Here is a 23829-nt window from a genome sequence, read left to right as displayed (position 1 = left end):
TGTGTATCAGGGGCCAGTTTCGCAGATCACCGGCGCCCGCATGAGTTCGATCACCGGCCGGCGCCGACCCGCCCGCCCGTCCCCACGCCCCGCTGCCGCGTCGGCCCCCTGGCCTACCCTGAGGAGGTCACCCAGCATCCGGAGTCCGAGCAAGTCGGAGAAGGTCGGAGAAGTCGCAGGTCATGAGCGAAACGCCCTCTTCGGGAGCGCCCTCCGCGGCGCCCTACCCCTACGAAGCGCCTGTCTCCCAGGCACTGTTCGACCGTGCGGCCGCCGTCACGCCGGGCGGGGTGAACTCCCCGGTGCGCGCCTTCCGCGCGGTCGGCGGCACGCCCCGGTTCATGGTGTCCGGCAAGGGCGCCTGGCTCACCGACGCCGACGGGCGCGAGTACGTCGACCTGGTGTGCTCCTGGGGACCCATGATCCTCGGGCACTCCCACCCCGAGGTGATCGCCGCCGTGCAGGACGCCGTCGCGCGCGGTACGTCCTTCGGCACGCCCGGTGAGGGCGAGGTCGCGCTCGCCGAGGAGATCGTCGCGCGCGTGGCGCCCGTGGAGCAGGTGCGGCTGGTCTCCAGCGGCACCGAGGCCACCATGAGCGCCATCCGCCTGGCCCGCGGCTTCACCGGCCGGTCCAAGGTCATCAAGTTCGCCGGGTGCTACCACGGCCACGTCGACGCCCTGCTCGCGGCCGCCGGCTCCGGCCTCGCCACCTTCGCGCTGCCCGACACCCCGGGCGTCACCGGCGCCCAGGCCGGCGACACGATCGTGCTGCCGTACAACGACCTCGAGGCCGTGCAGGAGGCCTTCCACCGGCACCCCGGTGAGATCGCCTGCGTGATCACCGAGGCGTCCCCGGGCAACATGGGCGTCGTCCCGCCGCTGCCCGGCTTCAACCAGGGCCTCAAGGACGCCTGCGCCACCAACGGCGCCCTCTACATCTCCGACGAGGTCATGACCGGCTTCCGCACCAGCCGCAGCGGCTGGTTCGGCATCGACGGCGTGGTCCCCGACCTGCTGACCTTCGGCAAGGTCATGGGCGGCGGCTTCCCCGCGGCCGCGTTCGGCGGGCGCGCCGACGTCATGGCGCACCTCGCCCCGGCCGGGCCCGTCTACCAGGCCGGCACCCTCTCCGGGAACCCGGTGGCCACCGCCGCCGGCCTCGCCCAGCTGCGCCTCCTCGACGACGCCGCCTACGCGCGGGTCAACGCCGTGTCCGAGCAGATCCAGGCGCTGGTCTCGGAGGCCCTCGGCAAGGAGGGCGTCGCGCACACCGTGCAGAGCGCCTCCAACATGTTCTCGGTGTTCTTCACCGACCGCCCGGTGCGCACCTACGAGGACGCCCGGACGCAGGAGTCGTACCGCTTCACCGCCTTCTTCCACGCCCTGCTCGCGAACGGCGTCTACCTGCCGCCGTCCGCGTTCGAGTCGTGGTTCGTGTCGACGGCCCACGACGAGCGGGCCCTTCAGACGATCGCCGACGCCCTCCCGGCGGCGGCCCGAGCCGCAGCGGAGGCCACGCCCGCATGAGCAGCAGCACCGACATCACCGTCGTCCACCTGATGCGGCACGGCGAGGTCGAGAACCCGGACGGGGTCCTCTACGGCCGGCTGCCGGGCTACCACCTGTCCGAGCTCGGCCGGCAGATGGCCGACCGGGTCGCCGAGCACCTCTCCTCGCGGGACGTGACGTACGTGTGCGCCTCCCCGCTGGAGCGGGCGCAGGAGACCGCCACGCCGATCGCCAAGGCGCACGGCCTCGACCTCGCCACCGACGAGCGGCTGATCGAGGCCGAGAACACCTTCCAGGGCAAGACCTTCGGCGTCGGCGACGGTGCGCTGCGCCGGCCGGGCAACTGGAAGTACCTGGTCAACCCGATGAAGCCGTCCTGGGGAGAGCCGTACGTCGACCAGGTCGTGCGGATGATGGGCGCGCTGGACTCCGCCAAGGAGCGGGCCCGGGGGCACGAGGCGGTGCTGGTGAGCCACCAGCTGCCGATCTGGATCGTGCGGTCGTACGTCGAGAAGCGCCGGCTGTGGCACGACCCGCGCAAGCGGCAGTGCACGCTCGCCTCGCTGACCACGTTCACCTACCGGGGGGACCGGATCGTCTCCGTCGGCTACAGCGAGCCGGCCCGCGACCTCGTCCCGGCCCACCTCCTGGCCGGTGCCAAGCCGGTCAAGGGGCAGGGCAAGGGGCAGGGCAAGGCCTTCGGCGCCTGACCGTACCGGGGCGGCCACCGGCCGTAACGGGTCGTCCGACCTGTTACGGAATCCGGACCTTTCCGCGGAACCCCCCCGTTCGTCGCGTCCTCTGACTGGGTGACCACCCAAGCACGTGAACGAACGGGGGACGCGCATGCGCATTCTCACCCGCAGGGGAGCACTCGGAATCGGCGCGGGCGCGGCGGCCTCCGCCGGACTGGCGGGCTGCGGCACCCTCACCTCCGGAGGCGGGTCGAGCGGGTCGCACGGGTCGGACGGGTCCTCCGAGGGCCCGTCGGGCAGGCCGAGCGCCACCGCCACCGCGCGCCCCATCGGCGACGGGTCCACCTCCTTCACCGGCAAGCAGCCCCACCAGCCCGGCAAGCCGGTGCCCCTGGAGCCGGGCCAGCAGCCCCCGCAGTTCGTCGTCTTCTCCTGGGACGGCGCCGGCGAGGTCGGCAACGGCCTCTTCCCGCGCTTCCTCGACCTCGCGCGCGAGCACGGCGCGTCCATGACCTTCTTCCTGTCGGGCCTGTACCTGCTGCCCGAGGCGAAGAAGCGGCTCTACGACCCCCCGAACAACGCCCGCGGCGCCTCCGACATCGGCTACCTCACCGACGGCCACATCAAGGAGACGCTGAAGAACGTCCGCCGTGCCTGGCTGGAGGGGCACGAGATCGGCACCCACTTCAACGGCCACTTCTGCGGCGAGGGCCACGGCTCCGTCGCCCACTGGACGCCGCAGCAGTGGCGCAGCGAGATCGACCAGGCGAAGTCGTTCGTGAAGCAGTGGCGCACCAACACCGGCTGGACCGACCTGCCCGCGCTCCCCTTCGACTACGACAAGGAGCTGGTCGGCGGCCGCACGCCGTGCCTGCTCGGGCAGGACAACCTGCTGCCCACCGCCCGTGCCCTCGGCTGGCGCTACGACGCCTCCTCGCCGGGCGGCCGCCAGGTCTGGCCGCAGAAGCGGCAGGGGCTGTGGGACCTGCCGCTGCAGCAGGTGCCGTTCCCCGGCCGCAGCTTCGAGGTGCTGTCGATGGACTACAACATGCTCGCCAACCAGTCGGTCAACTCGACCAACGCGCCCGCCCACAACCACCCGGCCTGGCGGCGGCAGGCGGCCCAGGCGTACATATCCGGCTTCCAGCGGGCGTACGAGACGAACAGGGCGCCCCTGTTCATAGGCAACCACTTCGAGCGCTGGAACGGCGGCATCTACATGGACGCCGTCGAGGAGGCGTTCACGCACATCGCCCGCGAGAAGGAGAAGGGCGCCGACGTCCGGCTCGTCTCCTTCCGGCAGTTCGTGGACTGGATGGACGTCCAGAAGCCCGAGGTGCTGGCCAAGTTGCGCACCCTGGAGGTCGGACAGCAGCCGGCCGGCGGCTGGAAGACGTTCCTCGGCGCCGGGACCCCCTCGGGCACCGGCACCGGGACCCCCGCCGGTGCGGCCACGCAGATCCCCGCGGCGTGACGGAACCGCCGCCTGAAATGCGGGTTTCCGCCCGCAAGGGGGGCGGGCAAGATCCCCAGAACGGGCATGCGAAACTTTTCACATGAGTGCCGCCCGCCGCGCCGTACCCCTGCGCTCGACCAGCGCACCCCGCCCGTCCGGCTCCCCCCGACCCTCGGGCCCGTCCGGCCTTGCCGACGCCCCCCGCCCGACCGCCCGGCCGAGGCGGCGCACCGCCCTCGCGGCGGCCGCCGGCGCCGCGGCCACGGGGCTGCTGCTCACCGCGTGCAGCTCCGGCGGCACCTCCGGCGGAGGGGGCGACACCAACTTCGTCATGGGCAAGGACGGCATCTCCACCGTCGACCGCGGCGCGCGGACCACCGCCCCCGACCTGTCCGGCACCGCCCTGGACGGCACGAAGCTCGACGTCGCCGCCTACAAGGGCCAGGTCGTCGTCCTCAACGTCTGGGGATCGTGGTGCTCGCCCTGCCGGGCTGAGGCGCCCAACTTCGAGAAGGTCTACCAGCAGGTCAAGGGCCGGGGCGTGCAGTTCGTCGGCATCAACACCCGCGACACCAGCACCGACAACGCCCTCGCCTTCGAGAAGCAGCAGGGCATCAGCTACCCCAGCCTGTACGACCCGGCGGGCAAGCTGCTGCTGCGCTTCAAGAAGGGCACCCTCAACCTCCAGGCGATCCCCTCCACCCTGGTCCTCGACCGGCAGGGGAAGATCGCCGCCCGCTCGCTGGCCCCGCTCAGCGAGACCAAGCTGCGCAAGATGATCGACCCGGTCCTCGCGGAGAAGTGACGTGACCGCAGTGTCGACGCTGGCCGCGGCCACCGACCCCAACCAGACCGTCCTGCACGGCGCCCTGCTGGTCGCCCTGCCGGTCGCGGTCCTCGGCGGCCTGGTCTCCTTCTTCTCCCCGTGCGTGCTGCCCCTCGTCCCCGGCTACCTCTCCTACGTGACCGGGGTCACCGGCACCGACCTCGCGGAGGCCAAGCGCGGCCGTATGGTCGCCGGCGCCTCCCTGTTCGTCCTCGGCTTCACCGCCGTGTTCGTCTCCAGCGGCGCCCTGTTCGGCTACTTCGGCGACACGCTCCAGGCCAACAAGGGCGTGCTGTCCAAGGTCCTCGGCGTGCTGATGATCGGCATGGGCGTGTTCTTCATGGGCCTGATGCCCTGGCTCACCCAGCGCGAGTTCCGCTTCCACCGCACCCCCACCACCGGGCTGATCGGCGCCCCCTTCCTGGGCGCCCTGTTCGGCATCGGCTGGACGCCCTGCATCGGCCCGACCCTCACCTCGGTCCTCGCCCTCTCCTACAACGAGGGCAGCGCGGGACGCGGTGCCATACTGACCGTCGCCTACTGCCTCGGCCTCGGTGTGCCGTTCGTGCTCGCCGCGGTCGCCTTCCGCAAGGCGCTCGGTGCCTTCGCCTGGGTCAAGCGCCACTACGTCTGGGTGCTGAGGATCGGCGGCACGATGATGATCGTGACCGGTGTGCTGCTGCTCACCGGCGCCTGGGACCGCATCGTGCAGGACATGCAGACCTGGTCCAACGGCTTCACTGTGGGGATCTGACCGATGAGCAAGACCACCGCGCCCACCGACCCGACGGGCGAGCGGGACCTGGCCGAGGCCGGCTCCCAGCTCTCCACCGCGCCCGACGAGTCCGCGCCCCAGCTCCCCGCGCTCGGCGTCGTCGGCTGGGCCCGCTGGTTCTGGCGGCAGCTGACCTCCATGCGGGTCGCGCTGCTGCTCCTGCTGCTGCTCGCGCTCGCCGCGATCCCCGGCTCGCTGATCCCGCAGACCGGCACCGACGCCACCAAGGTCGCCGCCTTCCGCGCCGCCCACACCACCCTCGGGCCGGTGTACGAGCGGCTCGGGCTGTTCCACGTGTACAGCTCGGTGTGGTTCTCCGCGATCTACATCCTGCTGTTCGTCTCCCTCGTCGGCTGCATCGTGCCCCGCACCTGGCAGTTCGTCGGCCAGGTGCGCAGCCGCCCGCCGGGCGCCCCGCGGCGGCTGACCCGGCTGCCCGCGTACACCACCTGGCGCACCGAGGCGTCGCCGGAGCAGGTGCGCGAGGCCGCGCTGGCCCTGCTGAAGAAGCGCCGCTTCCGGGCGCACACCGCCGGGGACGCGGTCGCCGCCGAGAAGGGCTACCTGCGCGAGATCGGCAACCTCGCCTTCCACGTCGCGCTGATCGTGCTGCTGATCGCCTTCGGCTGGGGCCAGCTGTTCAAGTCCGAGGGCAACAAGCTGGTCGTCGAGGGCGACGGCTTCTCCAACACGCTCACCCAGTACGACGACTTCAAGTCCGGCAGCCTCTTCACCTCCGACGACCTGGTGCCGTTCAGCTTCCACCTGGACAAGTTCACCGGCACCTACGAGATGACCGGGCCCAACCGGGGCACCCCGCGCACCTACCAGGCCGCCCTCACCTACAGCGAGGGCGCCTACGGCAAGGACCGGAAGACCACCGTCAAGGTCAACCACCCGCTGGAGATCGGCGACGCCAAGGTCTACCTCACCGCGCACGGCTACGCGCCCGTGATGACCGTCCGCGACGGCAAGGGCAACGTGGTCTACCGCGACGCCGTCCCGCTGCTGCCGCTGGACAACAACGTCACCTCGACCGGCGTGGTCAAGGTCATGGACGGATACCGCAACGCCCGGGGCGTGAGCGAGCAGCTCGGCATCAAGGCGTTCTTCTACCCCACGTTCGGCGGCGCGGGCACCGAGGCCGGCTCGCAGTTCCCGGCGCTGATCAACCCGCTGCTGAACCTGGAGCCGTACCACGGCGACCTGGGCGTCGACTCGGGCATCCCGCAGAGCGTGTACCAGCTCGACAAGACCCACATGAAGAACTACAAGGACGCCAAGGGCCTCCAGGTCCGCGGCAATCTCAAGCCCGGCGAGACCCTGACCCTGCCCGGCGGCGCCGGCTCGGTCACCTACGAGGGCACCCGGCAGTGGGCCAACTTCCAGGTGGTCCAGGAGCCGGGGGGCGGCTGGGCCCTGGCCGGCGCCCTCGCCGCGATCTTCGGACTCGCCGCCTCCCTGTTCATCCAGCGCCGCCGCGTGTGGGTGCGCGCCGTACGGGGCGACGACGGCGTCACCGTCGTCGAGATGGCCGGGCTCGGCCGCAGCGAGTCCGCCAAGGTGCCCGAGGAGCTCGGCGACCTCGCCGGTCTCCTCTACGAGCGGGCCCCCGGCGCCCCGGACCCGGATCCCGACCCCGCAGTTTCCCCCGACCCCGACCCTCACGTCGTACCTGCCGAAGGGGCTGAGCAGCAGTGACCCTCGCCGCCGCCACCAACGAACACCTCGCGAACATCAGCAACACGCTGATCTACTCCGCGATGGCCGTCTACACCCTGGCCTTCTTCGCGTACATCCTCGAGTGGCTGTTCGGCAGCCGCAGCAAGGTCGGGCGCACCGCCGCCGCGCTGACCGCCGAGGCCCGCCGGGCGGAGGCGCCGGCCGTCACCGTCCGCCGGAACGGCGGGACCGCCGTCCTGGAGCGGCCGGAGGTCGTCGTGCGCTCGGCGGCCGGGGCGCGGGACGTGCCCGACGGGCCGGGCGCGCACGGCGGGGACGAGCAGGGCGACCTGTACGGCCGGATCGCGGTCTCCCTCACCGTGCTGGCCTTCGCGGTGGAGCTGGCCGGCGTCATCGCCCGCGCGGCCTCCGTGGAGCGGGCGCCGTGGGGCAACATGTACGAGTTCAACATCACGTTCTCCACGGTCGCCGTCGGCGTCTACCTCGCCCTGCTGGCCCTGAAGAAGAACGTCCGCTGGCTCGGCCTGTTCCTGACCACCACGGTCCTGCTCGACCTGGGCCTCGCGGTCACCGTCCTGTACACCGCGAGCGACCAGCTGGTCCCGGCGCTGCACTCGTACTGGCTGTACATCCACGTCTCCACCGCGATCTTCTGCGGCGCGGTGTTCTACGTCGGCGCGGTCGCCACCATCCTGTACCTCTTCAAGGACGGCTACGAGACCAAGCTGGCCGGCGGCGGCACGCCCGGCCGCTTCGCGAACTCCGTCCTGGACCGGCTGCCGTCCGCCGCGTCCCTGGACAAGTTCTCCTACCGGGTCAACGCGGCCGTCTTCCCGCTGTGGACGTTCACGATCATCGCGGGCGCCATCTGGGCGGGCGACGCCTGGGGCCGCTACTGGGGCTGGGACCCCAAGGAGACCTGGTCCTTCATCACCTGGGTCGCCTACGCCGGCTACCTGCACGCCCGCGCCACGGCCGGCTGGAAGGGCCGCAAGGCCGCCTACCTGGCCCTGATCGCCTTCGGCTGCTGGCTGTTCAACTACTACGGCGTCAACATCTTCGTCTCCGGCAAGCACTCCTACGCGGGCGTCTGAGCCGGTCAGGGGGCACCCTGGAGACATGACCGGTTCCATTGAACAGGGCACCAGCCAGACCCACGGGAACACGCACATCCTGCACTTCCTGGTGACGTTCCCGCAGCCGATGGAGGCGGTCTGGCCGGCGCTCTCCACCCCCGAAGGGCTCGGCGCCTGGTGGACCCCCGTCGACGTGCTGGAGCCCCGGCTCGGCGGCACGGTCGCCCTGCGCGGCCAGGGCGCCGGCCAGGTCACCGCGTGGGACGTGGACCGGGTCGCCGAGTACACCCTCGACGACGGCGCCCGGGTCCGCTTCCACCTGGAACCCGACGCCGGCCAGGGCAGCGCCCTGCGCCTCACCCACGAGTTCCGCGGCGAGGGCACCTCGGAACAGGCCTGGCGCGACCACCTCGAACGCCTGATCGGAGAGCTGGGCTAGGTCGTGTCCGCAGGGCAGGCGGGACTTTGCGGACACGGCCTAGGACGGTCCGGCGCCGGTCACGCGCCGATGTCCTCGTGCCACAGCTCCGGGTCGCTCTCGATGAAGGCGCGCATCATCGCGACGCACTCGGGGTCGTCCAGGAGGACGATCTCCACGCCGTGTGCGGCCAGCCAGTCGTGGCCGCCGTGGAAGGTGTCGGCCTCGCCGATCACCACCCGGGAGATGCCGAACTGGCGGACCAGGCCCGAGCAGTACCAGCAGGGCGACAGCGTGGTGACCATCGTGGTGCCGCGGTAGGTCCGCTGCCGGCCGGCCGCGCGGAACGCGGCGGTCTCCGCGTGGGCCGAGGGGTCGCCGTCCTGGACGCGGCGGTTGTGGCCGCGGCCCAGCAGGGTGCCGTCGGGGCCGTGGAGGGCGGCGCCGATGGGGACGCCGCCCTCGGCGAGCCCGGCCCGCGCCTCCGCCACCGCCGTGGCGAGCCACTCACGTGCCTGTGCCTGGTCCATGCGTCCGGTCTCCCGTCCTCGTCGTGCCCGCTCCGCTGGTGCCCGCCGACGGCCGGGCCGCTCAGCCGACCCGCAGCAGCAGCTTGCCGGTGCTGGCCCGGGTGCCCATCAGCCGGTGGGCCTCCGCCGCGTCCGCCAGGTCGAACTCCGCGGTGACCGGCAGGGTCACGGTCCCGTCGACCGCCGTGGCGAACGCCCGCTCCGCCAGCGCCCGCAGGTCGGCCGGGGAGGTCTGCGCGAGGGACAGGATGGAGAAGCCGCCGACCGAGCGGCCGCCCGGGTACAGCTCCGGCTGCCCCACGTGCCACGGCTCGGCCGAGCTCGCGTTGCCGAAGGAGACCAGCCGCCCGAAGACCGCCAGCGAGGCCAGGGACTGCCGGAAGGTCTCCCCGCCGACCGCGTCGAGGGCGAGGTCCACGCCCCGGCCGCCGGTGGCCGCCCGCACCCACGCGGGCAGGCCGTCCGTTCCCGGGTCGGCCTCGACGTCCCCGACGTACACCTCGTCGTAGCCGTGCTCGCGGGCGTACCGCGCCTTGGACTCCGACGACACCACCCCGTACACCGCCCCCGCGCCCGCCGCGCGCGCCAGCTGGCCCGCCACCGTGCCGACCCCGCCCGCCGCGCCCTGCACGAGCACGCTCTCGCCGGGCTGGAGCCGGCCCACGGAGTGCAGCAGCGCGTACGCCGTCGGCAGCACGGTCGGCAGGGTGGCCGCCGTGCGCAGGTCCACGCCGGCCGGGACCGGGAAGACGGTCACCGCGTCGGCCACGACGACCTCGGCGTACGCCCCGCCCTCGGTCAGCGCGGCCACCTCCTGGCCGACGGCGAGCCCCGTCACGCCCGCGCCGACGGCCCGGACGCGGCCGGAGACCTCCAGGCCGGGGCGGTGGGGGAGCGCGGGCACCCGGTACCCCTCGGAACGCGCTTTCAGGTCGGCGAAGTTGACCCCCGCCCAGGCCACGTCCACGCTCACCCGGCCCGGGCCCGGCTCGGGCACCTCGGCGTCCACGACCCGCAGCACCTCGGGGCCGCCGTACTCCTGGAACTCGATCGCGCGCATGCTGCAGCCGTCCTTCCGGCAGGGGAGCGGGGCCGTAGAAATACGATGACCGTCAAACTACGACGGTCATCGAACAAGCGCAAGCGGTGCGCCGGGCGGCCGCGGGCCCCGTCGGGAACGTCCTGTCAGGAACCCTGCGTGTCCTCGCCCCGCTCCTTGCGGCGCAGCTCCTCCTCGCGGCGGCGCAGGTCCGCCTCCCAGTCCTTCAGCAGCGCCTCGTCGCGCTTGTTCTCCTCGGCGAGGGACTTCAGGAACTCGGGGTTGTCGTCGGGTGCGACGTACTGCGGGCGGTGGTTGCGGTGCCACTCGGAGGGTGTGCGCCCGCCCGCCGGCACGGTGCGGACCTTGCCCGCGGCCAGCCACGCGATCGGGCCGACGATCCAGAACAGCAGGATGATGAACACCCAGGCGATCTTCGGCAGGTGCCGGGCCTCGTCCTCGGGCGTGTTCAGGCAGTCGATGAACGCGAAGATCGTCAGCGCCAGCGGCACGAGGTACATCAACAGCCGGAACATGGTGGTGCGACCCCCAGGAGACGGTTGCGGGGCCCCGAGGGCCCCGATGACGCGCACAGGGTAGCGGGTGGGCGCGAACCCCTCCCACCCGGCGGCCGGGGCGGGGCCATAGCGGGACAAAGGGACGGCTGGCCCGGCCGGCCACGGGCGGCCCCGCGCGCGGGACGGGCGGGGGCCTCGGCGATACTGGGACGCATGGCTTACGACGATCTTCGTTCCCTGCTGAGGGCACTGGAACGCGAAGGCGACCTCAAGCGCGTCAAGGCGGAGGTCGATCCGTACCTGGAGGTCGGGGAGATCGTCGACCGGGTCCAGAAGTCCGGCGGGCCCGCGCTGCTCTTCGAGAACGTGCGCGGCTCCGACATGCCGCTCGCCATGAACGTCTTCGGCACCGACCGCCGCCTGCTCAAGGCGCTCGGGCTGGCGTCGTACGGCGACATCTCCGACAAGATCGGCGGGCTGCTGCGGCCCGAGCTGCCGCACGGGTTCGTGGGCGTGCGCGAGGCGTTCGGCAAGCTCGGCGCGATGACCCACGTGCCGCCGAAGAAGGTCAAGGACGCCCCCGTGCAGGAGGTCGTCCTGCGCGGTGACGACGTCGACCTCGACCGGCTGCCCGCGCTGTTCACCTGGCCCCAGGACGGCGGCTCCTTCTTCAACCTCGGACTCACCCACACCAAGGACCCGGAGACCGGGATCCGCAACCTCGGCCTGTACCGCCTCCAGCGCCACGACAAGCGCACCATCGGCATGCACTGGCAGATCCACAAGGACAGCCGCAACCACTACCAGGTCGCCGCCCGGCGCGGCGAGCGGCTGCCCGTGGCCATCGCCTTCGGCTGCCCGCCCGCCGTCACCTACGCCTCCACCGCCCCCCTGCCCGGCGACATCGACGAGTACCTCTTCGCCGGGTTCGTCGCGGGCAAGCGCATCGAGATGGTCGACTGCAAGACGGTCCCGCTCCAGGTGCCCGCGCAGGCCGAGGTCGTCCTGGAGGGCTGGCTGGAGCCCGGCGAGATGCGGCCCGAGGGCCCCTTCGGCGACCACACCGGCTTCTACACCCCGCAGGAGCCCTTCCCGGCGCTGACCATCGACTGCGTCACGATGCGCCGCAAGCCCCTGCTCCAGTCGATCGTCGTGGGCCGCCCCCCGACCGAGGACGGGCCGCTGGGCCGCGCCACGGAACGCTTCTTCCTGCCCCTGCTGAAGATCATCGTCCCGGACATCGTGGACTACCACCTGCCCGAGGCCGGCGGCTTCCACAACTGCGCGATCGTCTCGATCGACAAGAAGTACCCCAAGCACGCCCAGAAGGTGATGCACGCCGTCTGGGGCGCGCACATGATGTCGCTGACCAAGCTGATTGTGGTCGTCGACGCCGACTGCGACGTGCACGACCTGCACGAGGTCGCCTGGCGCGCCCTCGGCAACACCGACTACGCCCGCGACCTCACGGTGGTCGAGGGCCCCGTCGACCACCTGGACCACGCCTCCTACCAGCAGTTCTGGGGCGGCAAGGCGGGCATCGACGCGACGCGGAAGTGGCCGGAGGAGGGATACACGCGCGACGGCGGGTGGCCCGAGATGGTCCTGTCCGACCCGGACACCGCGGCCCTGGTCGACCGCCGCTGGAAGGAGTACGGCCTGTGAGCTCCGCGTCCGCCGCGATCCCCACGCCGGGGCGCACCAAGGCGTTCCTGCGCCTGGTGATGATCGAGCACTCCGTGTTCGCGCTGCCCTTCGCCTACATCGCCTCGCTGACCGCGATGTACGCCTGGGACCGCAACATCCACTGGGGCCGGCTGCTGCTGGTCACCGTCTGCATGGTGGGCCTGCGCACCTTCGCCATGGCGGTCAACCGGATCATCGACCGCGAGATCGACGCCCGCAACCCGCGCACCGCGCAGCGGGAGCTGGTCACCGGCGCGATGTCCGTCCGGCACGCCTGGACCGGCGCGGTGATCGCCCTGGTGGTGTTCCTCGGCGCGGCCGCGCTGCTGAACCCGCTGTGCCTGGCGCTCGCACCCGTGGCCGTGGTCCCGATGGTGGTGTACCCGTACGGCAAGCGGTTCACGAACTTCCCGCAGGCCATCCTGGGTCTCGCCCAGGCGATGGGCCCGATCGGCGGCTGGCTCGCGATCAGCGGCGAGTGGTCCTGGGACGCGGTGATCCTCGGCCTCGCGGTGGGCATCTGGATCGGCGGCTTCGACCTCATCTACGCCTGCCAGGACGTGGAGACCGACCGGCGGATCGGCGTGCGCTCGGTCCCGGCCCGCTTCGGCATCCCGGCCGCGATCTGGGCGGCGCGCGGGTGCCACGTGGTCACCACGGCCCTGTTCGCCTGGTACGCCGTCGCCACCGACGCGGGCGCCTTCTTCTGGCTGGGCCTGCTGATCGTCGCGGGCGCCTTCGTCTACGAGCACTCCCTGGTCCGCCCGCACGACCTGTCCCGCCTGAACCGCGCCTTCTTCAGCGTCAACGGCTTCATCGGCATCGCCCTGTTCGTGTGCGCGCTGCTGGACCTGCTGGTGCGGGGGCTCACGCCTTAGGGGGTATCTCGGGCCCGGACCGGGGGCGCCGCGTGGTGCCGGAGGCGGGTGCGGGCCCGCGGGAGTGCGGGCGGTCCGCGGTCCGGTGCGACGCGCCGGTAGGCTCGTCGTGTGAACGCAGGAGAAAAGCAGCGCGCGCCTTGGATCGTGGGGGTGTCCGGGGCCTCCGGGACGCCCTACGCGGCCGCCGTGCTGCGGGCGCTGATCGCCGCCGGGGAGAGCGTCGACCTGGTGGTCAGCCGGGCGTCGCGGCTGACGCTGCTGGACGAGACCGGCATCTCCTTCCGTGACGCCCACTGGCGGGACGACCTGGGCGCATGGCTGGCCCGCGGGGCCGACGGCAAGCCCGACACCTTCGCCCCCGCCCTCGACGACGTGCGGTACTGGAACCCCGGGGACCTGGCCGCCGGGCCGTCGTCCGGGTCGTACCCGGTCAAGGGCATGCTGATCGTGCCGGCCTCGACGGAGTGCGTCGCGGGTGTGGCGCTGGGGCTGTCGAAGGACCTGCTGCAGCGGGCGGCGAGCGTCACACTGAAGGAGCGCCGCAAGCTGGTGGTGGCCGTGCGGGAGACCCCGCTGAACGGCCAGACGCTGCGCCACCTCGTCGCGCTGGACGACGCCGGGGCGAGTGTCGTACCGGCCTCACCCGGCTTCTACGCCGGTGCCACGCACATCCAGGACCTGGTGGACTTCGTGGCCGGGCGGGTGCTGGACGCGGCGGGCGTCGAGCACGGCCTGTACCGGCGCTGGAAGGGCGAACTGGGCGGCGGTGCGGCACCCGCACCGACCCGGTAGCCGGCACCTCGCGGTACCCCGCAGCACCTCGTACCACCCCGTACTCCGCAACACCCCGTACTTCGCAGCACCTCGCAACACCTCAACCGAAAAGCGACTTTCACCGGAAGGCTTCGATCGCATGGACGCGGTGGACAGGCAGCTCATCCAGGCCCTGAGGGAGAACGGCCGGGCCTCCTACGCGGAGCTGGGGCGCCTCGTCGGCCTGTCGGGACCCAGCGTCACCGACCGCATCAACCGGCTGGAGGCGGCCGGTGTCATCACCGGCTACCGGGCCACCGTGAACGCGGCCCAGCTCGGCCTCGGCGTGACCGCCCTGATCGGCATCTCGCTGTCCGACGCGGCCGACCACGAGGACGTGGCGCGCCGGATGAAGGACTTCACCGAGATCGAGGACTGCTGGTTCATCGCCGGCGACGACTCGTTCATGCTCAAGGTGCGGGCCGGTGACGTGGACGGCCTGGAGCGGATCATCCGCCGGCTCAGCGGCACCAAGGGCGTCTCCCGCACCCGTACCACGATCGTGCTGTCCACGAAGTGGGAGAACCGGGTCGGGGAACTGCCCGAAGAGGTCTAGGGATACCGTGGGTCGGGCTGTCGGAGAAAGGTGTGGGCATGGACGTCGGGCTCAAGCGCGAGCTGGAGGAGAAGGTCAGGGCCGGTGAGCGGCTGACCCGCGAGGACGGCATCGCCCTGTACGCGTCGGACGACCTGGCCTGGCTCGGCGGCCTGGCCCACGAGGTGCGCACCCGCAAGAACGGCGACGTGGTGCACTTCAACGTCAACCGGCACCTCAACATGACCAACGTGTGCACGGCGTCCTGCGCCTACTGCTCGTTCCAGCGCAAGCCGGGCGAGAAGGACGCGTACACGATGCGCATCGAGGAGGCCGTGAAGCTGGCCAAGGCGATGGAGGGCGAGAACCTCACCGAGCTGCACATCGTCAACGGCCTGCACCCGAACCTGCCCTGGCGCTACTACCCGCGCTCGCTGCGCGAGCTGAAGGCGGCCCTGCCGGACGTCTCGCTGAAGGCGTTCACCGCCACGGAGATCCACCACTTCGAGACGATCTCCGGACTGAGCGCGAGCGAGATCCTGGACGAGCTGATCGACGCCGGTCTGGAGTCGCTGACCGGCGGCGGCGCCGAGATCTTCGACTGGGAGGTCCGGCAGCACATCGTGGACCACCGGACCCACTGGGAGGACTGGTCCCGCATCCACCGGCTGGCGCACGAGAAGGGTCTGAAGACCCCGTGCACCATGCTGTACGGCCACATCGAGGAGCCGCGCCACCGCGTGGACCACGTGCTGCGGCTGCGCGAACTCCAGGACGAGACCGGCGGGTTCCAGGTCTTCATCCCGTTGCGCTACCAGCACGACTTCGTGGACGTGAAGGACGGCAAGGTCCGCAACCGGCTCCAGGCGCGCACGCAGATGGCGACGGGCGCGGAGGCGCTGAAGACCTTCGCGGTCTCGCGGCTGCTGTTCGACAACGTCCCGCACGTGAAGGTGTTCTGGGTGATGCACGGCGTCCAGACCGCGCAGCTCGCCCTCCAGCACGGCGCGGACGACATGGACGGCTCGGTCGTCGAGTACAAGATCACGCATGACGCGGACAACTACGGCACGCCGAACAAGCTGACCCGCGAGGACCTGCTGGAGCTGATCCGCGACGCGGGCTTCCGCCCGGTGGAGCGCAACACGCGGTACGAGATCATCCGCGAGTACGACGGCCCGGACCCCGCGCGCCGGGAGTCGCCGCAGCCGATGCGGGTCTGACGCCGTGAACGGGTAAGGGTTACGATGCGATCGTGTCCCTTACCTTCACCCTCGACCCCGCCGTCACCCCCGAGCTGCGCGACGGGGTCCTCGGACTGTGGACGGACGTGTCCAACGCCGGGGGCTCCGTCGGGTTCGTACCGCCGGTGACGCCGGAGGCCGTCCGGCCGGAGCTGGTCAAGCACCTGGTCGCGATGGCCGAGGGCCGCACCCGCCTGCTCGTCGGGCACGACGCGGACGGGCGGGTCGCCGCGACGGCCTTCCTCACCCTCAACACGCACCGGCTGATGTCCCACTGGCTGTGGCTCTACACGGTCATGGTCCACCCGCGCCACCAGGGCAAGGGGTACGGCCGCGACCTGCTCGCCGCCGCCGCGGACGCGGCCCGCGGCATCGAGGGCATCGAGGCGATCCGGCTCACCTGCCGGGGCGGCCTCGGCCTGGAGCGGTTCTACGCCTCCTGCGGCTACAAGGAGGTCGGCCGGGTGCCGGACGCGATCCGGGTCGCCCCGGGCGACGACCGCGACGACGTCATCCTGCTGCTGCCGCTGCGCTGACGGAGGCCCCAGCCCCCCGGGACCCCCTGCCAAGATCCGTCCCCCGGCGTGCTTCACTGGAAGCTGCCAGGGTGTCCCTTTTTGGAATCGGAAGAGTGGATTGAGATGCTCCGCTACACGCTGATGCGCCTCGGGATCTTCGTGGGCTGCCTCGTGGTCGTCTGGGGTCTCGTCTACTCCGGGATCGTCCCGCGCGGCCTCGGCGACTCCAACGGCATGTGGGTCGTCCTGCTCTCGCTGGTGATCTCGGCCCCCCTCAGCTTCGTCCTGCTGCGCAAGGAGCGCGACCGGGCCTCGGAGACGGTCGTGCGCCGGGTGGACCGGATGAAGGCCAACCTCGACGCCAACCGCTCCCAGGAGGACGCGGTCGTCGACGAGACCACCGCCTCCCAGCGGACGGCCTCCTGAGCAACCGCCCCTGAGGGACCGCCCCTGCGGCATCGGGCCTGAGGCATCGCCCCGCCCCGCGGAGGGGCCGGTCCGCGGCACCGCCCAACTACCCTTGGCCCCATGGGTGCCGTGAAGACCAAGCGGATGCCGCGCGCGGTCCGTGAGCAGCAGATGCTGGACGCCGCCGTGCGGACCTTCGGCCAGCGCGGGTACCGGGCCGCGTCGATGGACGAGATCGCCGAACTCGCGGGCGTGTCCAAGCCGTTGGTCTACCTGTACCTGAACTCCAAGGAAGACCTCTTCACCGCGTGCATCCGCCGGGAGGCCACCGCGCTCGTCGCGGCGGTGCAGGCCGGCGTGCGCACCGACCTGCCCGCCGACCGCCAACTCTGGGACGGGCTACGGGCGTTCTTCGCGCACACCGCGCAGCACCCGGACGCCTGGTCGGTGCTCCACCTCCAGGCCCGCACCCACGGCGAGGTGTTCGCGGCCGAGGTCACGGCGATGCGCGACGAGATCGTCACCTTCGTCACCCAGCTCATCGCGGCCGCGGCCCGGGAGGCGCACCGCAACCCCCACCTGCCCGAGCGGGAGGTCGCCGGACTGGCCGAGGCCCTGGTCGGCGCCGCCGAGTCCCTGGCCGCCTGGGCCAACGCCACCGAGGGCGTCACGGCCCGCCAGGCGGCCACCACCCTGATGAACTTCGCCTGGTCGGGCCTCGGCGACCTGATGGCGGGCCGCCGGTGGTCCCCGCCGGGCGAGGAGCCCCTCACCCGGCCGGCCGGCTAGCCGCGGGCGCGCGGTGCGGGGAGGCGCTCCACGCGTCCGCTCACGTGCAACCGTCCGTCGTCGCCGGCTCCGCGCAGCGTGAAGCGGTCGCCGTCCGCCGCGAACACCACCGTGCCCGGCAGCAGCACCGGCGCCCGGAAGGCGGCGTGCACCCGGACCGCCGCCGGGGTGCCGTGCGCGGCCAGACAGCGCGCCACGGTCCACATGCCGTGCGCGATGGCCCGGGGGAAGCCGAACAGGCGGGCGGTGAGCGGGTGCAGGTGGATGGGGTTGCGGTCGCCGGAGGCGGCGCCGTACCGGCGCCCGACGTCCCCCGAGAGCCGCCACTCGTCGACGACCGGCAGCGGCACGTCGTCGGCGTCCCCCCTGCCCGCCCCGGGTGACGCCACGGGACCCTCCGTCCGGTGCCGGGCCAGGTAGGTGCTGCGGGACTCCCACACCACCTCCCCGCCGGAGCGCAGCGCGGTGGCCACGGTGGCCTCCGTGCCGCGCCGGTGCGGGGCCAGGCCCTCGACGTGCACGGCGAGGTCGTACGGCTCGGTGGCCGGGAGCGCGGTGTGCCGGGTGACGTCGATCGAGGTGTGCACCAGGCCGAGCAGCGGCAGCGGGAAGTCCCGCCGGCTCATCAGCCGCATGGCGGACGGGAAGCCCAGCACGTGCGGGTAGGTCACCGGCAGCCCGTCGTCCCCGGGGGCGAAGCCGCACACCCGCTCGTAGGCGGCCAGCCGTGCCAGGTCGACGCGCAGGCCGGGCAGCACGATCCGGTCCCGCGGGTGGCCGGCGTCGGCGCGCGGGCGCTTGAAGGGGGACAGCAGCGCCCCGCGGGCGAGCAGCAGGCCCAGCGGGGGACCGGACGTGGCGGGGGCCGCGGGGGTGGGCGGCGTCGAGGAGTCCGTGGTGGTCATCACGCCCCCAGCAGGCTCTGGCCGCAGACCCGCACGACCTGTCCGTTGACCCCGCCGGACGCGGGGTCGGCCAGCCAGGCGGTGGTCTCGGCGACGTCCACGGGCAGTCCGCCCTGGGCGAGGGAGTTCATCCGGCGGCCCGCCTCGCGGAGGAACAGCGGGACCGCGGCCGTCATCCGCGTCTCGATGAAGCCCGGCGCGACCGCGTTCACCGTCACGCCGTGCTCGGCCAGCGCGCGCGGCGCCAGGGACCGCACGAGACCGACGATCCCGGCCTTGCTCGCCCCGTAGTTGGTCTGCCCGGCGTTGCCCGCGAGGCCCGCGATGGAGGCGGTGGCGACGATCCGTCCGCCCGGGCGCAGGGTGCCCTTGGCGAGCAGGGCGTCCGTGGTGCGCAGCACGCTCGCGAGGTTGACGTCGAGCACGGAACTCCAGCGCTCGGCGGGCATGTTGACCAGGCGCCGGTCGCGGGTGACACCGGCGTTGTGGACCAGGACGTCGAGCCCGTCGGGGAGTTCGGCGGCGATCCGTTCGCCCGCGTCGGCGGCCGTGATGTCCAGGGTGAGCGCGGTGCCGCCGAGGCGGCCGGCGAGGCTCCGGGCGTCCTGCTCGGCCTGCGGCACGTCGAGGACGACGACCCGGGCGCCGTCGCGGGCCAGGGTCTCGGCGACGGCCGCGCCGATGCCCCGGGCGGCCCCGGTGACCAGGGCGGTGCGGCCGGCGAGGGGACGGCCGGGGTCGGCCTGCGGGGCGTCGGCCTGCGGGGCGGAGCCGGCCGCCGCGAGGACGTCGATCACCTGGCCGCTGACGTAGGCCGACCTGGGGGAGAGCAGGAAGCGCAGGGTGGACCCGGCGGCGCCCGCGTCGGTGAGCCGGACCAGGTTCACGGTCCTGCCCCCGCCGATCTCCTTGCCGAGCGACCGGGTGAAGCCCTCCAGGGCCTGCTGGGCGGCCGACTGGTGGTGGTCGGCCGGGTCGAGCGGCGCCCCGAGGACGACGATCCGCCCGCTCGGGGCGACGGACCGCACGACCGGGTGGAGGGCCGCGTGCACCCCGGCGAGCGTGTCGACGTCCCGGACCCCGGTGGCGTCGAGGACGACGGCGGCCGGGCGGGCGGCACCGTCGGCCGGGCGGGTGCCACCGGCGCCCGGATCGCCGGCAGCCGCGACCTCCGGCCGCCGCGTCGTGACGGTCAGCCCCGTCCGTGCGAGCACGGGTGCGAGGTCGAGGGACGAGGGGCCGGCCGTGAGGTGGAGCACGGGGCCGTCGAGGGCGGGGCGGTCGGGGGACCAGCGGTGCAGGGCGGCCGGCTGGGGCAGCCCGAGCCTGCGGGTGAGGAACCGGCCGGGTGCGGTGCCGGTGAGGCTCAGATAGCGGTCGGCCATGTGTATAACTCCCCGGTGTCCCTGGCGCGTTGTCGTGTCCCGGTGTCTTACCCCGGCGTCTTACCCCAGTCCTTACTCTGGAGTAAGGTTACCGGAGGTAATGCTACGTGACCATGAGGAGCAGGTCGAGATGAGCCCCGTGCAACCGCCCCGGGCCCGGCGTGTGGCGATCATCGGCGGGAGCCGTGTCCCGTTCGCCCGCTCTGACGGCCCCTACGCCACCGCGTCCAACCAGGACCTGCTCACCGCGGCGGTGGACGGCCTCGCCGACCGCTTCGGGCTGCGGGAGCCGGGCGCGGTGGACGAGGTGATGGCCGGCGCCGTCCTCAAGCACAGCCGGGACTTCAACCTGGCCCGCGAGACCGTCCTCGGCTCGGCCCTGGACCCGCGCACCCCGGCGTACGACGTCCAGCAGGCGTGCGGCACCGGACTCCAGGCGGTCGTCGCCGCCGCCAACAAGATCGCCCTCGGGCAGACCGAGTCGGCGGTCGCGGGCGGCGCGGACACGGCGAGCGACGCGCCCCTCGGCGTCAACGACCGGCTCCGGCGCATCCTGCTGGAGGCCCGCCGGGCCCGGTCCACCGGTGACCGGCTCAGGGCGCTCGCCCGGATCCGCCCCGGCCACCTCGTCCCGGACGTCCCCCGCAACGCCGAGCCGCGCACCGGCCTGTCGATGGGTGAGCACGCGGCGGTGACCGCGCGCGCCTGGGGCATCGGCCGTGAGGCGCAGGACGAGTTGGCGGCCACGAGTCACCAGCGGTTGGCCGCCGCCTACGAGCGGGGCTTCTTCGACGACCTGGTCGTCCCCTTCCGCGGCCTGGAGCGCGACCAGAACCTGCGCCCGGACTCGACGGTCGCGCAACTCGCCCGCCTGAAGCCGGTGTTCGGCCTCGACGCCCCCGACCCGACAATGACCGCGGGCAATTCGACCCCGCTGACGGACGGCGCCGCGGTGGTGCTGCTGGCCTCCGAGGAGTGGGCCGAGGCACGCGGCCTGCGCCCGTTCGCGTTCCTCACCACGTACGCGACGGCCGCCGTCGACTTCGTGCACGGCGACGTGGCCGACGGCGAGGACGGCCTGCTGATGGCGCCCGCCCACGCGGTGCCGCGCATGCTGGAGCGCGCCGGGTACGGCATCGAGGACTTCGACCTGGTCGAGATCCACGAGGCGTTCGCCTCCCAGGTGCTGGCCACCCTCGCGGCCTGGGAGAAGCGCGGCCTGGCCCCGGTGGACCGGGACCGGCTCAACGTCACCGGCTCCTCGCTGGCGACCGGGCACCCGTTCGCGGCGACCGGTGCGCGCATCGTCGCCACCCTGGCCAAGCTGCTCGCCGAACGCGGCGGTCCGGGACGGGGGTTGATCTCGGTGTGCGCGGCCGGCGGGCAGGGGGTGACGGCGGTGCTGGAGCGGGAGTGAGCCCGGCCGGAGCGGTCGGAGGGCGGTCCGGGGCGCCCGGGACGGCGTACCTGAGGGTCACTCACATGACCGGCAAGAATGCACAGCCCCGGCCCCGGAGCAACCCGGAAACCTCACAGCACGCTCACGTCAGGCCCGTACGATCCACTGGCTGACCGGCGGTAACACCTTTCCGGGACGTACCACGGTGAACGCCTCGACACCCGAGGCACGTAGTTCAGGCAGCAAGCAGTTCTCGTCGCTGCACGCCCAGGGAGCCGCCCCGTGTCCATCGCACACCCCACCTCCGCCGACTACGACACGGCTCCCCCCGCCCTCGTCCAGCCCGAGACGCTGCGCCTGGACGGGGTCGTGCGCGAGGCCTCCGTACCGGCGTTCGCGCAGCCGGTGCGGCACGGTTCGCTCGCCGACCTGCCCTTCGACAACGCCTCCGCCGCGCCGGGCGCGGTGGTCCTCAGCCGCAGGTGGCCGGACGGCCGCTGGAGCGACGTGACGGCCGAGGAGTTCGCGGCGCAGGTGCTCGCCCTGGCCAAGGGGCTGATCGCCGAGGGGCTGACGCCGGGCGACCGCATCGCCATCATGGCGCGCACCACGTACGAGTGGACGCTGCTGGACTTCGCCGCCTGGGCGGCCGGGCTGGTCACCGTGCCCGTCTACCCGACCTCCTCCGTCTTCCAGACCCGCTGGATCCTCCAGGACTCCGGCGCGGTCGCCCTGGTCACGGAGACCGTCGCCCAGGCATCCGCGCTCGGCCCGGAGCGCGACCGCATCCCCGACCTGCGGCACGTGTGGGTCATGGACAAGGGGCACCTCGACCGGCTGGGCGAGGTCGGCGCGGCGCACGTCACGGACGGCGAGGTGTCCGTGCGCCGGGGCGTGCTGGGCCCCGACACCCTCGCCACCCTGATCTACACGTCCGGCACCACCGGCCGGCCCAAGGGCTGCGCGCTCACCCACGGCAACTTCTTCGCCGAGGTCGACAACGCCATAGAACTCCTCCACCCGGTCTTCCGGGCCGGCGGCGACGACCTCTCCGTCCTGCTCTTCCTGCCCCTGTCCCACGTGTTCGGGCGCATGGTCGCCATCGCCTGCCTGCGCGCCCGGGTGCGGCTGGGCCACGCGCCCAGCCTGAGGTCCGAGGACCTGCTGCCCGACCTGGCCGCGTTCCGCCCCACGTGCCTGCTGGCCATCCCGTACATGCTGGAGAAGATCTTCAACACCGCGCGCGCCCGGGCCGAGGCGGGCGGACGGCTGTCCGCGTTCGACCGCGCGGCGGCCGTCGCGCGCCGCTACGGCGAGGCGGTCGAGGCCCACAAGGCCGGCACCGGAGCGGGGCCCGGCGCCACCCTGCGGGCCGCCCGCACCTTCTACGACCCGCTGGTCTACCGGCGGCTCCGCAACGCCATGGGCGGCCGCGTCCGGCACGCCATCTGCGGCGGCTCCCCGCTCGGCCGCCCCCTGGCCGCCTTCTACCTGGGCGCGGGCATCGAGATCTACGAGGGCTACGGCCTGACCGAGACGACCGGCGCGTCCACGGTCACCCCGCCCCTCAAGCCCCGCCTCGGCACCGTCGGCTGGCCGCTGCCCGGCACCCGGGTGCGCATCGCCGCCGACGGCGAGATCCTGCTCGCCGGCGACCACGTGCTGCGCGGCTACTGGGACCCGGCGGCCGGCGGGGTCGTCCCGGCGGACCGCGACGGCTGGCTGCCGACCGGTGACCTCGGGCAGCTGGACGACGAGGGCTACCTGACGATCACCGGCCGCAAGAAGGAGATGATCATCACCGCGGGCGGCAAGAGCGTGGCGCCCGCCCCGCTGGAGAACTGGCTGCGCTCGCACCCGCTGATCTCGCAGGTGATGCTCGTCGGCGACGGCCGCCCCTACGTCTCCGCCCTGATCACCCTCGACGCCGACGGCATCACCCACTGGCGGCGGATGAACGGCAAGCACCCGGTCCCCGCCGAACTCCTCCTGGACGACGACGACCTCAAGGCGGTGCTGCAACGGGCCCTGGACGAGGCGAACAAGCTCGTCTCCCGCCCCGAGTCGATCCGCCGCTTCGCCGTGCTCCCGGTGGACTTCACGGAGGAGGCCGGCCACCTCACCCCGTCGATGAAACTCCGCCGCGACCGGATCCTGCGGGACTTCACGGACGTGGTGGACGGGCTGTACCCGGCGCAGTAAACGGGTGGCACGTTCCTGCGCGGGCGCCCGAGGATGCCCGGGTGCACACGATCGAGTTCCTCCGCCACCCCGCTCCGGAGCACCCCTCCGCCCACCTGTGGGCCGTGCGCGTCGACGGCGTGGACCTGCGCCGGCGGGTGGCGGACGCGACCCGCGCCCTGTGGCACCCGGAGCTGGCGGACCAGTTCGAGGACCAGGAGCGTGAGGAGGAGGAACTCCTCCTGACCCAGCACGCCGGTCTGCCCACGACGGAGTTCGCCCCCGCCCACTTCCTGACCCCGAAGGACAGCACCCCGGTCCTGGGCTGTTCCTGCGGCATCTGGGGCTGCTGGCCCCTGCTGGCCGCCGTCGGCGTGACCGCGGAGTCGGTCACCTGGACCGGGTTCCGCCAGCCCCACCGGCCCCGGTGGGGCACCCTGCCCCTGGGCCCGTTCACCTTCGCCCGCACCTCGTACGAGAGGGCCCTGGCGTCGGCGCCGACGCTGGACCGGGACCCGCTGGAGGGCGAGCAGCCGGGGACCTGTTCGTAGGGACGCG

Annotated in this window: 24 protein-coding genes; 19 read left to right on the top strand and 5 right to left on the bottom strand. The window is 72.8% G+C overall.

What is annotated here, in order from left to right; translation table 11 throughout:
• Positions 1-182: 182 nt before the first annotated feature.
• The 8 genes from hemL (at position 183) to AQJ30_RS31095 (ending at position 8461) form a co-directional block, all read left to right on the top strand.
• The gene (gene hemL / locus AQJ30_RS31130) at positions 183-1529 is read left to right on the top strand and encodes a glutamate-1-semialdehyde 2,1-aminomutase (RefSeq protein WP_067240586.1); all 1347 of its coding nucleotides are present in this window, start codon (positions 183-185) and stop codon (positions 1527-1529) included.
• Positions 1526-2221, top strand: coding sequence for a histidine phosphatase family protein (locus tag AQJ30_RS31125; RefSeq protein ID WP_067240584.1), 696 nt, complete (start codon positions 1526-1528; stop codon positions 2219-2221). The genes hemL and AQJ30_RS31125 overlap by 4 nt, the downstream gene beginning before the upstream one ends.
• Before the next feature lie 136 nt (positions 2222-2357).
• Positions 2358-3680 carry a polysaccharide deacetylase family protein gene (locus tag AQJ30_RS31120; protein WP_067240582.1) on the top strand — a complete coding sequence of 441 codons (1323 nt, stop codon included), beginning with the start codon at positions 2358-2360 and terminating at the stop codon, positions 3678-3680.
• An 82-nt stretch (positions 3681-3762) separates the two neighbouring features.
• A complete protein-coding gene (locus tag AQJ30_RS31115; protein ID WP_079084416.1) occupies positions 3763-4467 on the top strand; it encodes a TlpA family protein disulfide reductase in 705 nt (234 codons plus the stop codon).
• 1 nt (position 4468) lies between these two features.
• Positions 4469-5242 carry a cytochrome c biogenesis CcdA family protein gene (locus AQJ30_RS31110; protein WP_067240580.1) on the top strand — a complete coding sequence of 258 codons (774 nt, stop codon included), beginning with the start codon at positions 4469-4471 and terminating at the stop codon, positions 5240-5242.
• Positions 5243-5245: 3 nt separating this feature from the next.
• On the top strand, positions 5246-6964 hold the full coding sequence (gene resB, locus AQJ30_RS31105; RefSeq protein WP_067240578.1) for a cytochrome c biogenesis protein ResB: 1719 nt from the start codon (positions 5246-5248) through the stop codon (positions 6962-6964).
• Complete coding sequence (gene ccsB, locus AQJ30_RS31100) at positions 6961-8040, top strand: c-type cytochrome biogenesis protein CcsB (RefSeq protein WP_067240577.1); 1080 nt, start codon at positions 6961-6963, stop codon at positions 8038-8040. The genes resB and ccsB overlap by 4 nt, the downstream gene beginning before the upstream one ends.
• A gap of 25 nt (positions 8041-8065) precedes the next feature.
• Complete coding sequence (locus AQJ30_RS31095) at positions 8066-8461, top strand: SRPBCC domain-containing protein (protein WP_067240576.1); 396 nt, start codon at positions 8066-8068, stop codon at positions 8459-8461.
• 59 nt (positions 8462-8520) lie between these two features.
• On the opposite strand, the gene AQJ30_RS31090 is transcribed toward AQJ30_RS31095, so the two are convergent.
• The 3 genes from AQJ30_RS31090 to AQJ30_RS31080 form a co-directional block, all read right to left on the bottom strand.
• Positions 8521-8970, bottom strand: a complete 450-nt coding sequence (locus AQJ30_RS31090; RefSeq protein ID WP_067240574.1) for a nucleoside deaminase — start codon at positions 8968-8970, stop codon at positions 8521-8523.
• A gap of 61 nt (positions 8971-9031) precedes the next feature.
• Complete coding sequence (locus AQJ30_RS31085) at positions 9032-10030, bottom strand: quinone oxidoreductase family protein (protein ID WP_067240572.1); 999 nt, start codon at positions 10028-10030, stop codon at positions 9032-9034.
• Between the two features lie 125 nt (positions 10031-10155).
• The gene (locus AQJ30_RS31080) at positions 10156-10545 is read right to left on the bottom strand and encodes a PLD nuclease N-terminal domain-containing protein (protein ID WP_067240570.1); all 390 of its coding nucleotides are present in this window, start codon (positions 10543-10545) and stop codon (positions 10156-10158) included.
• Positions 10546-10740: 195 nt separating this feature from the next.
• Between AQJ30_RS31080 and AQJ30_RS31075 the strand changes: the two genes are divergently transcribed.
• The 8 genes from AQJ30_RS31075 to AQJ30_RS31040 all read left to right on the top strand — a co-directional run bounded on the left by AQJ30_RS31075 (position 10741) and on the right by AQJ30_RS31040 (position 17401).
• Entirely contained in the window at positions 10741-12192 is a 1452-nt protein-coding gene (locus AQJ30_RS31075; RefSeq protein WP_067240568.1) for a menaquinone biosynthesis decarboxylase, read from the top strand.
• A complete protein-coding gene (gene mqnP / locus AQJ30_RS31070; RefSeq protein ID WP_067240566.1) occupies positions 12189-13091 on the top strand; it encodes a menaquinone biosynthesis prenyltransferase MqnP in 903 nt (300 codons plus the stop codon). Before AQJ30_RS31075 ends, mqnP begins: the two co-directional genes overlap by 4 nt.
• A 111-nt stretch (positions 13092-13202) precedes the next feature.
• The gene (locus tag AQJ30_RS31065) at positions 13203-13886 is read left to right on the top strand and encodes a UbiX family flavin prenyltransferase (protein ID WP_079084415.1); all 684 of its coding nucleotides are present in this window, start codon (positions 13203-13205) and stop codon (positions 13884-13886) included.
• A gap of 121 nt (positions 13887-14007) precedes the next feature.
• The gene (locus tag AQJ30_RS31060) at positions 14008-14463 is read left to right on the top strand and encodes an Lrp/AsnC family transcriptional regulator (protein WP_067240563.1); all 456 of its coding nucleotides are present in this window, start codon (positions 14008-14010) and stop codon (positions 14461-14463) included.
• A gap of 38 nt (positions 14464-14501) precedes the next feature.
• The gene (gene mqnE, locus AQJ30_RS31055; RefSeq protein WP_067240561.1) at positions 14502-15665 is read left to right on the top strand and encodes an aminofutalosine synthase MqnE; all 1164 of its coding nucleotides are present in this window, start codon (positions 14502-14504) and stop codon (positions 15663-15665) included.
• Positions 15666-15697: 32 nt separating this feature from the next.
• Positions 15698-16222, top strand: coding sequence for a GNAT family N-acetyltransferase (locus AQJ30_RS31050; protein WP_067240559.1), 525 nt, complete (start codon positions 15698-15700; stop codon positions 16220-16222).
• Between the two features lie 105 nt (positions 16223-16327).
• On the top strand, positions 16328-16630 hold the full coding sequence (locus AQJ30_RS31045) for a DUF4229 domain-containing protein (protein ID WP_067240557.1): 303 nt from the start codon (positions 16328-16330) through the stop codon (positions 16628-16630).
• 102 nt (positions 16631-16732) lie between these two features.
• Entirely contained in the window at positions 16733-17401 is a 669-nt protein-coding gene (locus tag AQJ30_RS31040; RefSeq protein WP_067240555.1) for a TetR/AcrR family transcriptional regulator, read from the top strand.
• Here the strand turns inward: AQJ30_RS31040 and AQJ30_RS31035 are convergent.
• A complete protein-coding gene (locus AQJ30_RS31035; protein ID WP_067240686.1) occupies positions 17398-18306 on the bottom strand; it encodes a MaoC family dehydratase in 909 nt (302 codons plus the stop codon). The two genes, AQJ30_RS31040 and AQJ30_RS31035, sit on opposite strands and share 4 nt — an antisense overlap.
• Positions 18306-19691 carry a 3-oxoacyl-ACP reductase gene (locus AQJ30_RS31030; RefSeq protein ID WP_067240553.1) on the bottom strand — a complete coding sequence of 462 codons (1386 nt, stop codon included), beginning with the start codon at positions 19689-19691 and terminating at the stop codon, positions 18306-18308. Before AQJ30_RS31030 ends, AQJ30_RS31035 begins: the two co-directional genes overlap by 1 nt.
• 130 nt (positions 19692-19821) lie before the next feature.
• Between AQJ30_RS31030 and AQJ30_RS31025 the strand changes: the two genes are divergently transcribed.
• The 3 genes from AQJ30_RS31025 to AQJ30_RS31015 all read left to right on the top strand — a co-directional run bounded on the left by AQJ30_RS31025 (position 19822) and on the right by AQJ30_RS31015 (position 23822).
• On the top strand, positions 19822-21108 hold the full coding sequence (locus AQJ30_RS31025) for an acetyl-CoA C-acetyltransferase (protein WP_067240552.1): 1287 nt from the start codon (positions 19822-19824) through the stop codon (positions 21106-21108).
• Positions 21109-21372: 264 nt separating this feature from the next.
• Positions 21373-23292, top strand: coding sequence for an AMP-dependent synthetase/ligase (locus AQJ30_RS31020; protein ID WP_067240550.1), 1920 nt, complete (start codon positions 21373-21375; stop codon positions 23290-23292).
• A gap of 41 nt (positions 23293-23333) precedes the next feature.
• Entirely contained in the window at positions 23334-23822 is a 489-nt protein-coding gene (locus tag AQJ30_RS31015; RefSeq protein WP_067240548.1) for a hypothetical protein, read from the top strand.
• Positions 23823-23829 lie beyond the last annotated feature (7 nt).

It is taken from the genome of Streptomyces longwoodensis (assembly GCF_001514125.1).
In the GTDB taxonomy this organism is placed as follows: Bacteria; Actinomycetota; Actinomycetes; order Streptomycetales; family Streptomycetaceae; genus Streptomyces; species Streptomyces longwoodensis.
The sequence above is the reverse complement of the archived record's forward strand: the minus strand, read 5'-3'. Positions and strand labels throughout refer to the sequence as shown.

What these genes read in the sequence shown, in the direction of transcription:
- mqnE (WP_067240561.1), top strand. Translation starts at nt 14,502, where the DNA reads ATGGACGTCGGGCTCAAGCGCGAGCTGGAGGAGAAGGTCAGGGCCGGT.
- AQJ30_RS31075 (WP_067240568.1), top strand. Translation starts at nt 10,741, where the DNA reads ATGGCTTACGACGATCTTCGTTCCCTGCTGAGGGCACTGGAACGCGAA.
- AQJ30_RS31035 (WP_067240686.1), bottom strand. Translation starts at nt 18,306, where the DNA reads ATGACCACCACGGACTCCTCGACGCCGCCCACCCCCGCGGCCCCCGCC.
- AQJ30_RS31060 (WP_067240563.1), top strand. Translation starts at nt 14,008, where the DNA reads ATGGACGCGGTGGACAGGCAGCTCATCCAGGCCCTGAGGGAGAACGGC.
- AQJ30_RS31030 (WP_067240553.1), bottom strand. Translation starts at nt 19,691, where the DNA reads ATGGCCGACCGCTATCTGAGCCTCACCGGCACCGCACCCGGCCGGTTC.
- resB (WP_067240578.1), top strand. Translation starts at nt 5,246, where the DNA reads ATGAGCAAGACCACCGCGCCCACCGACCCGACGGGCGAGCGGGACCTG.
- AQJ30_RS31090 (WP_067240574.1), bottom strand. Translation starts at nt 8,970, where the DNA reads ATGGACCAGGCACAGGCACGTGAGTGGCTCGCCACGGCGGTGGCGGAG.
- AQJ30_RS31085 (WP_067240572.1), bottom strand. Translation starts at nt 10,030, where the DNA reads ATGCGCGCGATCGAGTTCCAGGAGTACGGCGGCCCCGAGGTGCTGCGG.
- AQJ30_RS31115 (WP_079084416.1), top strand. Translation starts at nt 3,763, where the DNA reads ATGAGTGCCGCCCGCCGCGCCGTACCCCTGCGCTCGACCAGCGCACCC.
- AQJ30_RS31080 (WP_067240570.1), bottom strand. Translation starts at nt 10,545, where the DNA reads ATGTTCCGGCTGTTGATGTACCTCGTGCCGCTGGCGCTGACGATCTTC.
- hemL (WP_067240586.1), top strand. Translation starts at nt 183, where the DNA reads ATGAGCGAAACGCCCTCTTCGGGAGCGCCCTCCGCGGCGCCCTACCCC.
- AQJ30_RS31095 (WP_067240576.1), top strand. Translation starts at nt 8,066, where the DNA reads ATGACCGGTTCCATTGAACAGGGCACCAGCCAGACCCACGGGAACACG.
- AQJ30_RS31025 (WP_067240552.1), top strand. Translation starts at nt 19,822, where the DNA reads ATGAGCCCCGTGCAACCGCCCCGGGCCCGGCGTGTGGCGATCATCGGC.
- AQJ30_RS31045 (WP_067240557.1), top strand. Translation starts at nt 16,328, where the DNA reads ATGCTCCGCTACACGCTGATGCGCCTCGGGATCTTCGTGGGCTGCCTC.
- AQJ30_RS31125 (WP_067240584.1), top strand. Translation starts at nt 1,526, where the DNA reads ATGAGCAGCAGCACCGACATCACCGTCGTCCACCTGATGCGGCACGGC.
- AQJ30_RS31040 (WP_067240555.1), top strand. Translation starts at nt 16,733, where the DNA reads ATGGGTGCCGTGAAGACCAAGCGGATGCCGCGCGCGGTCCGTGAGCAG.
- AQJ30_RS31120 (WP_067240582.1), top strand. Translation starts at nt 2,358, where the DNA reads ATGCGCATTCTCACCCGCAGGGGAGCACTCGGAATCGGCGCGGGCGCG.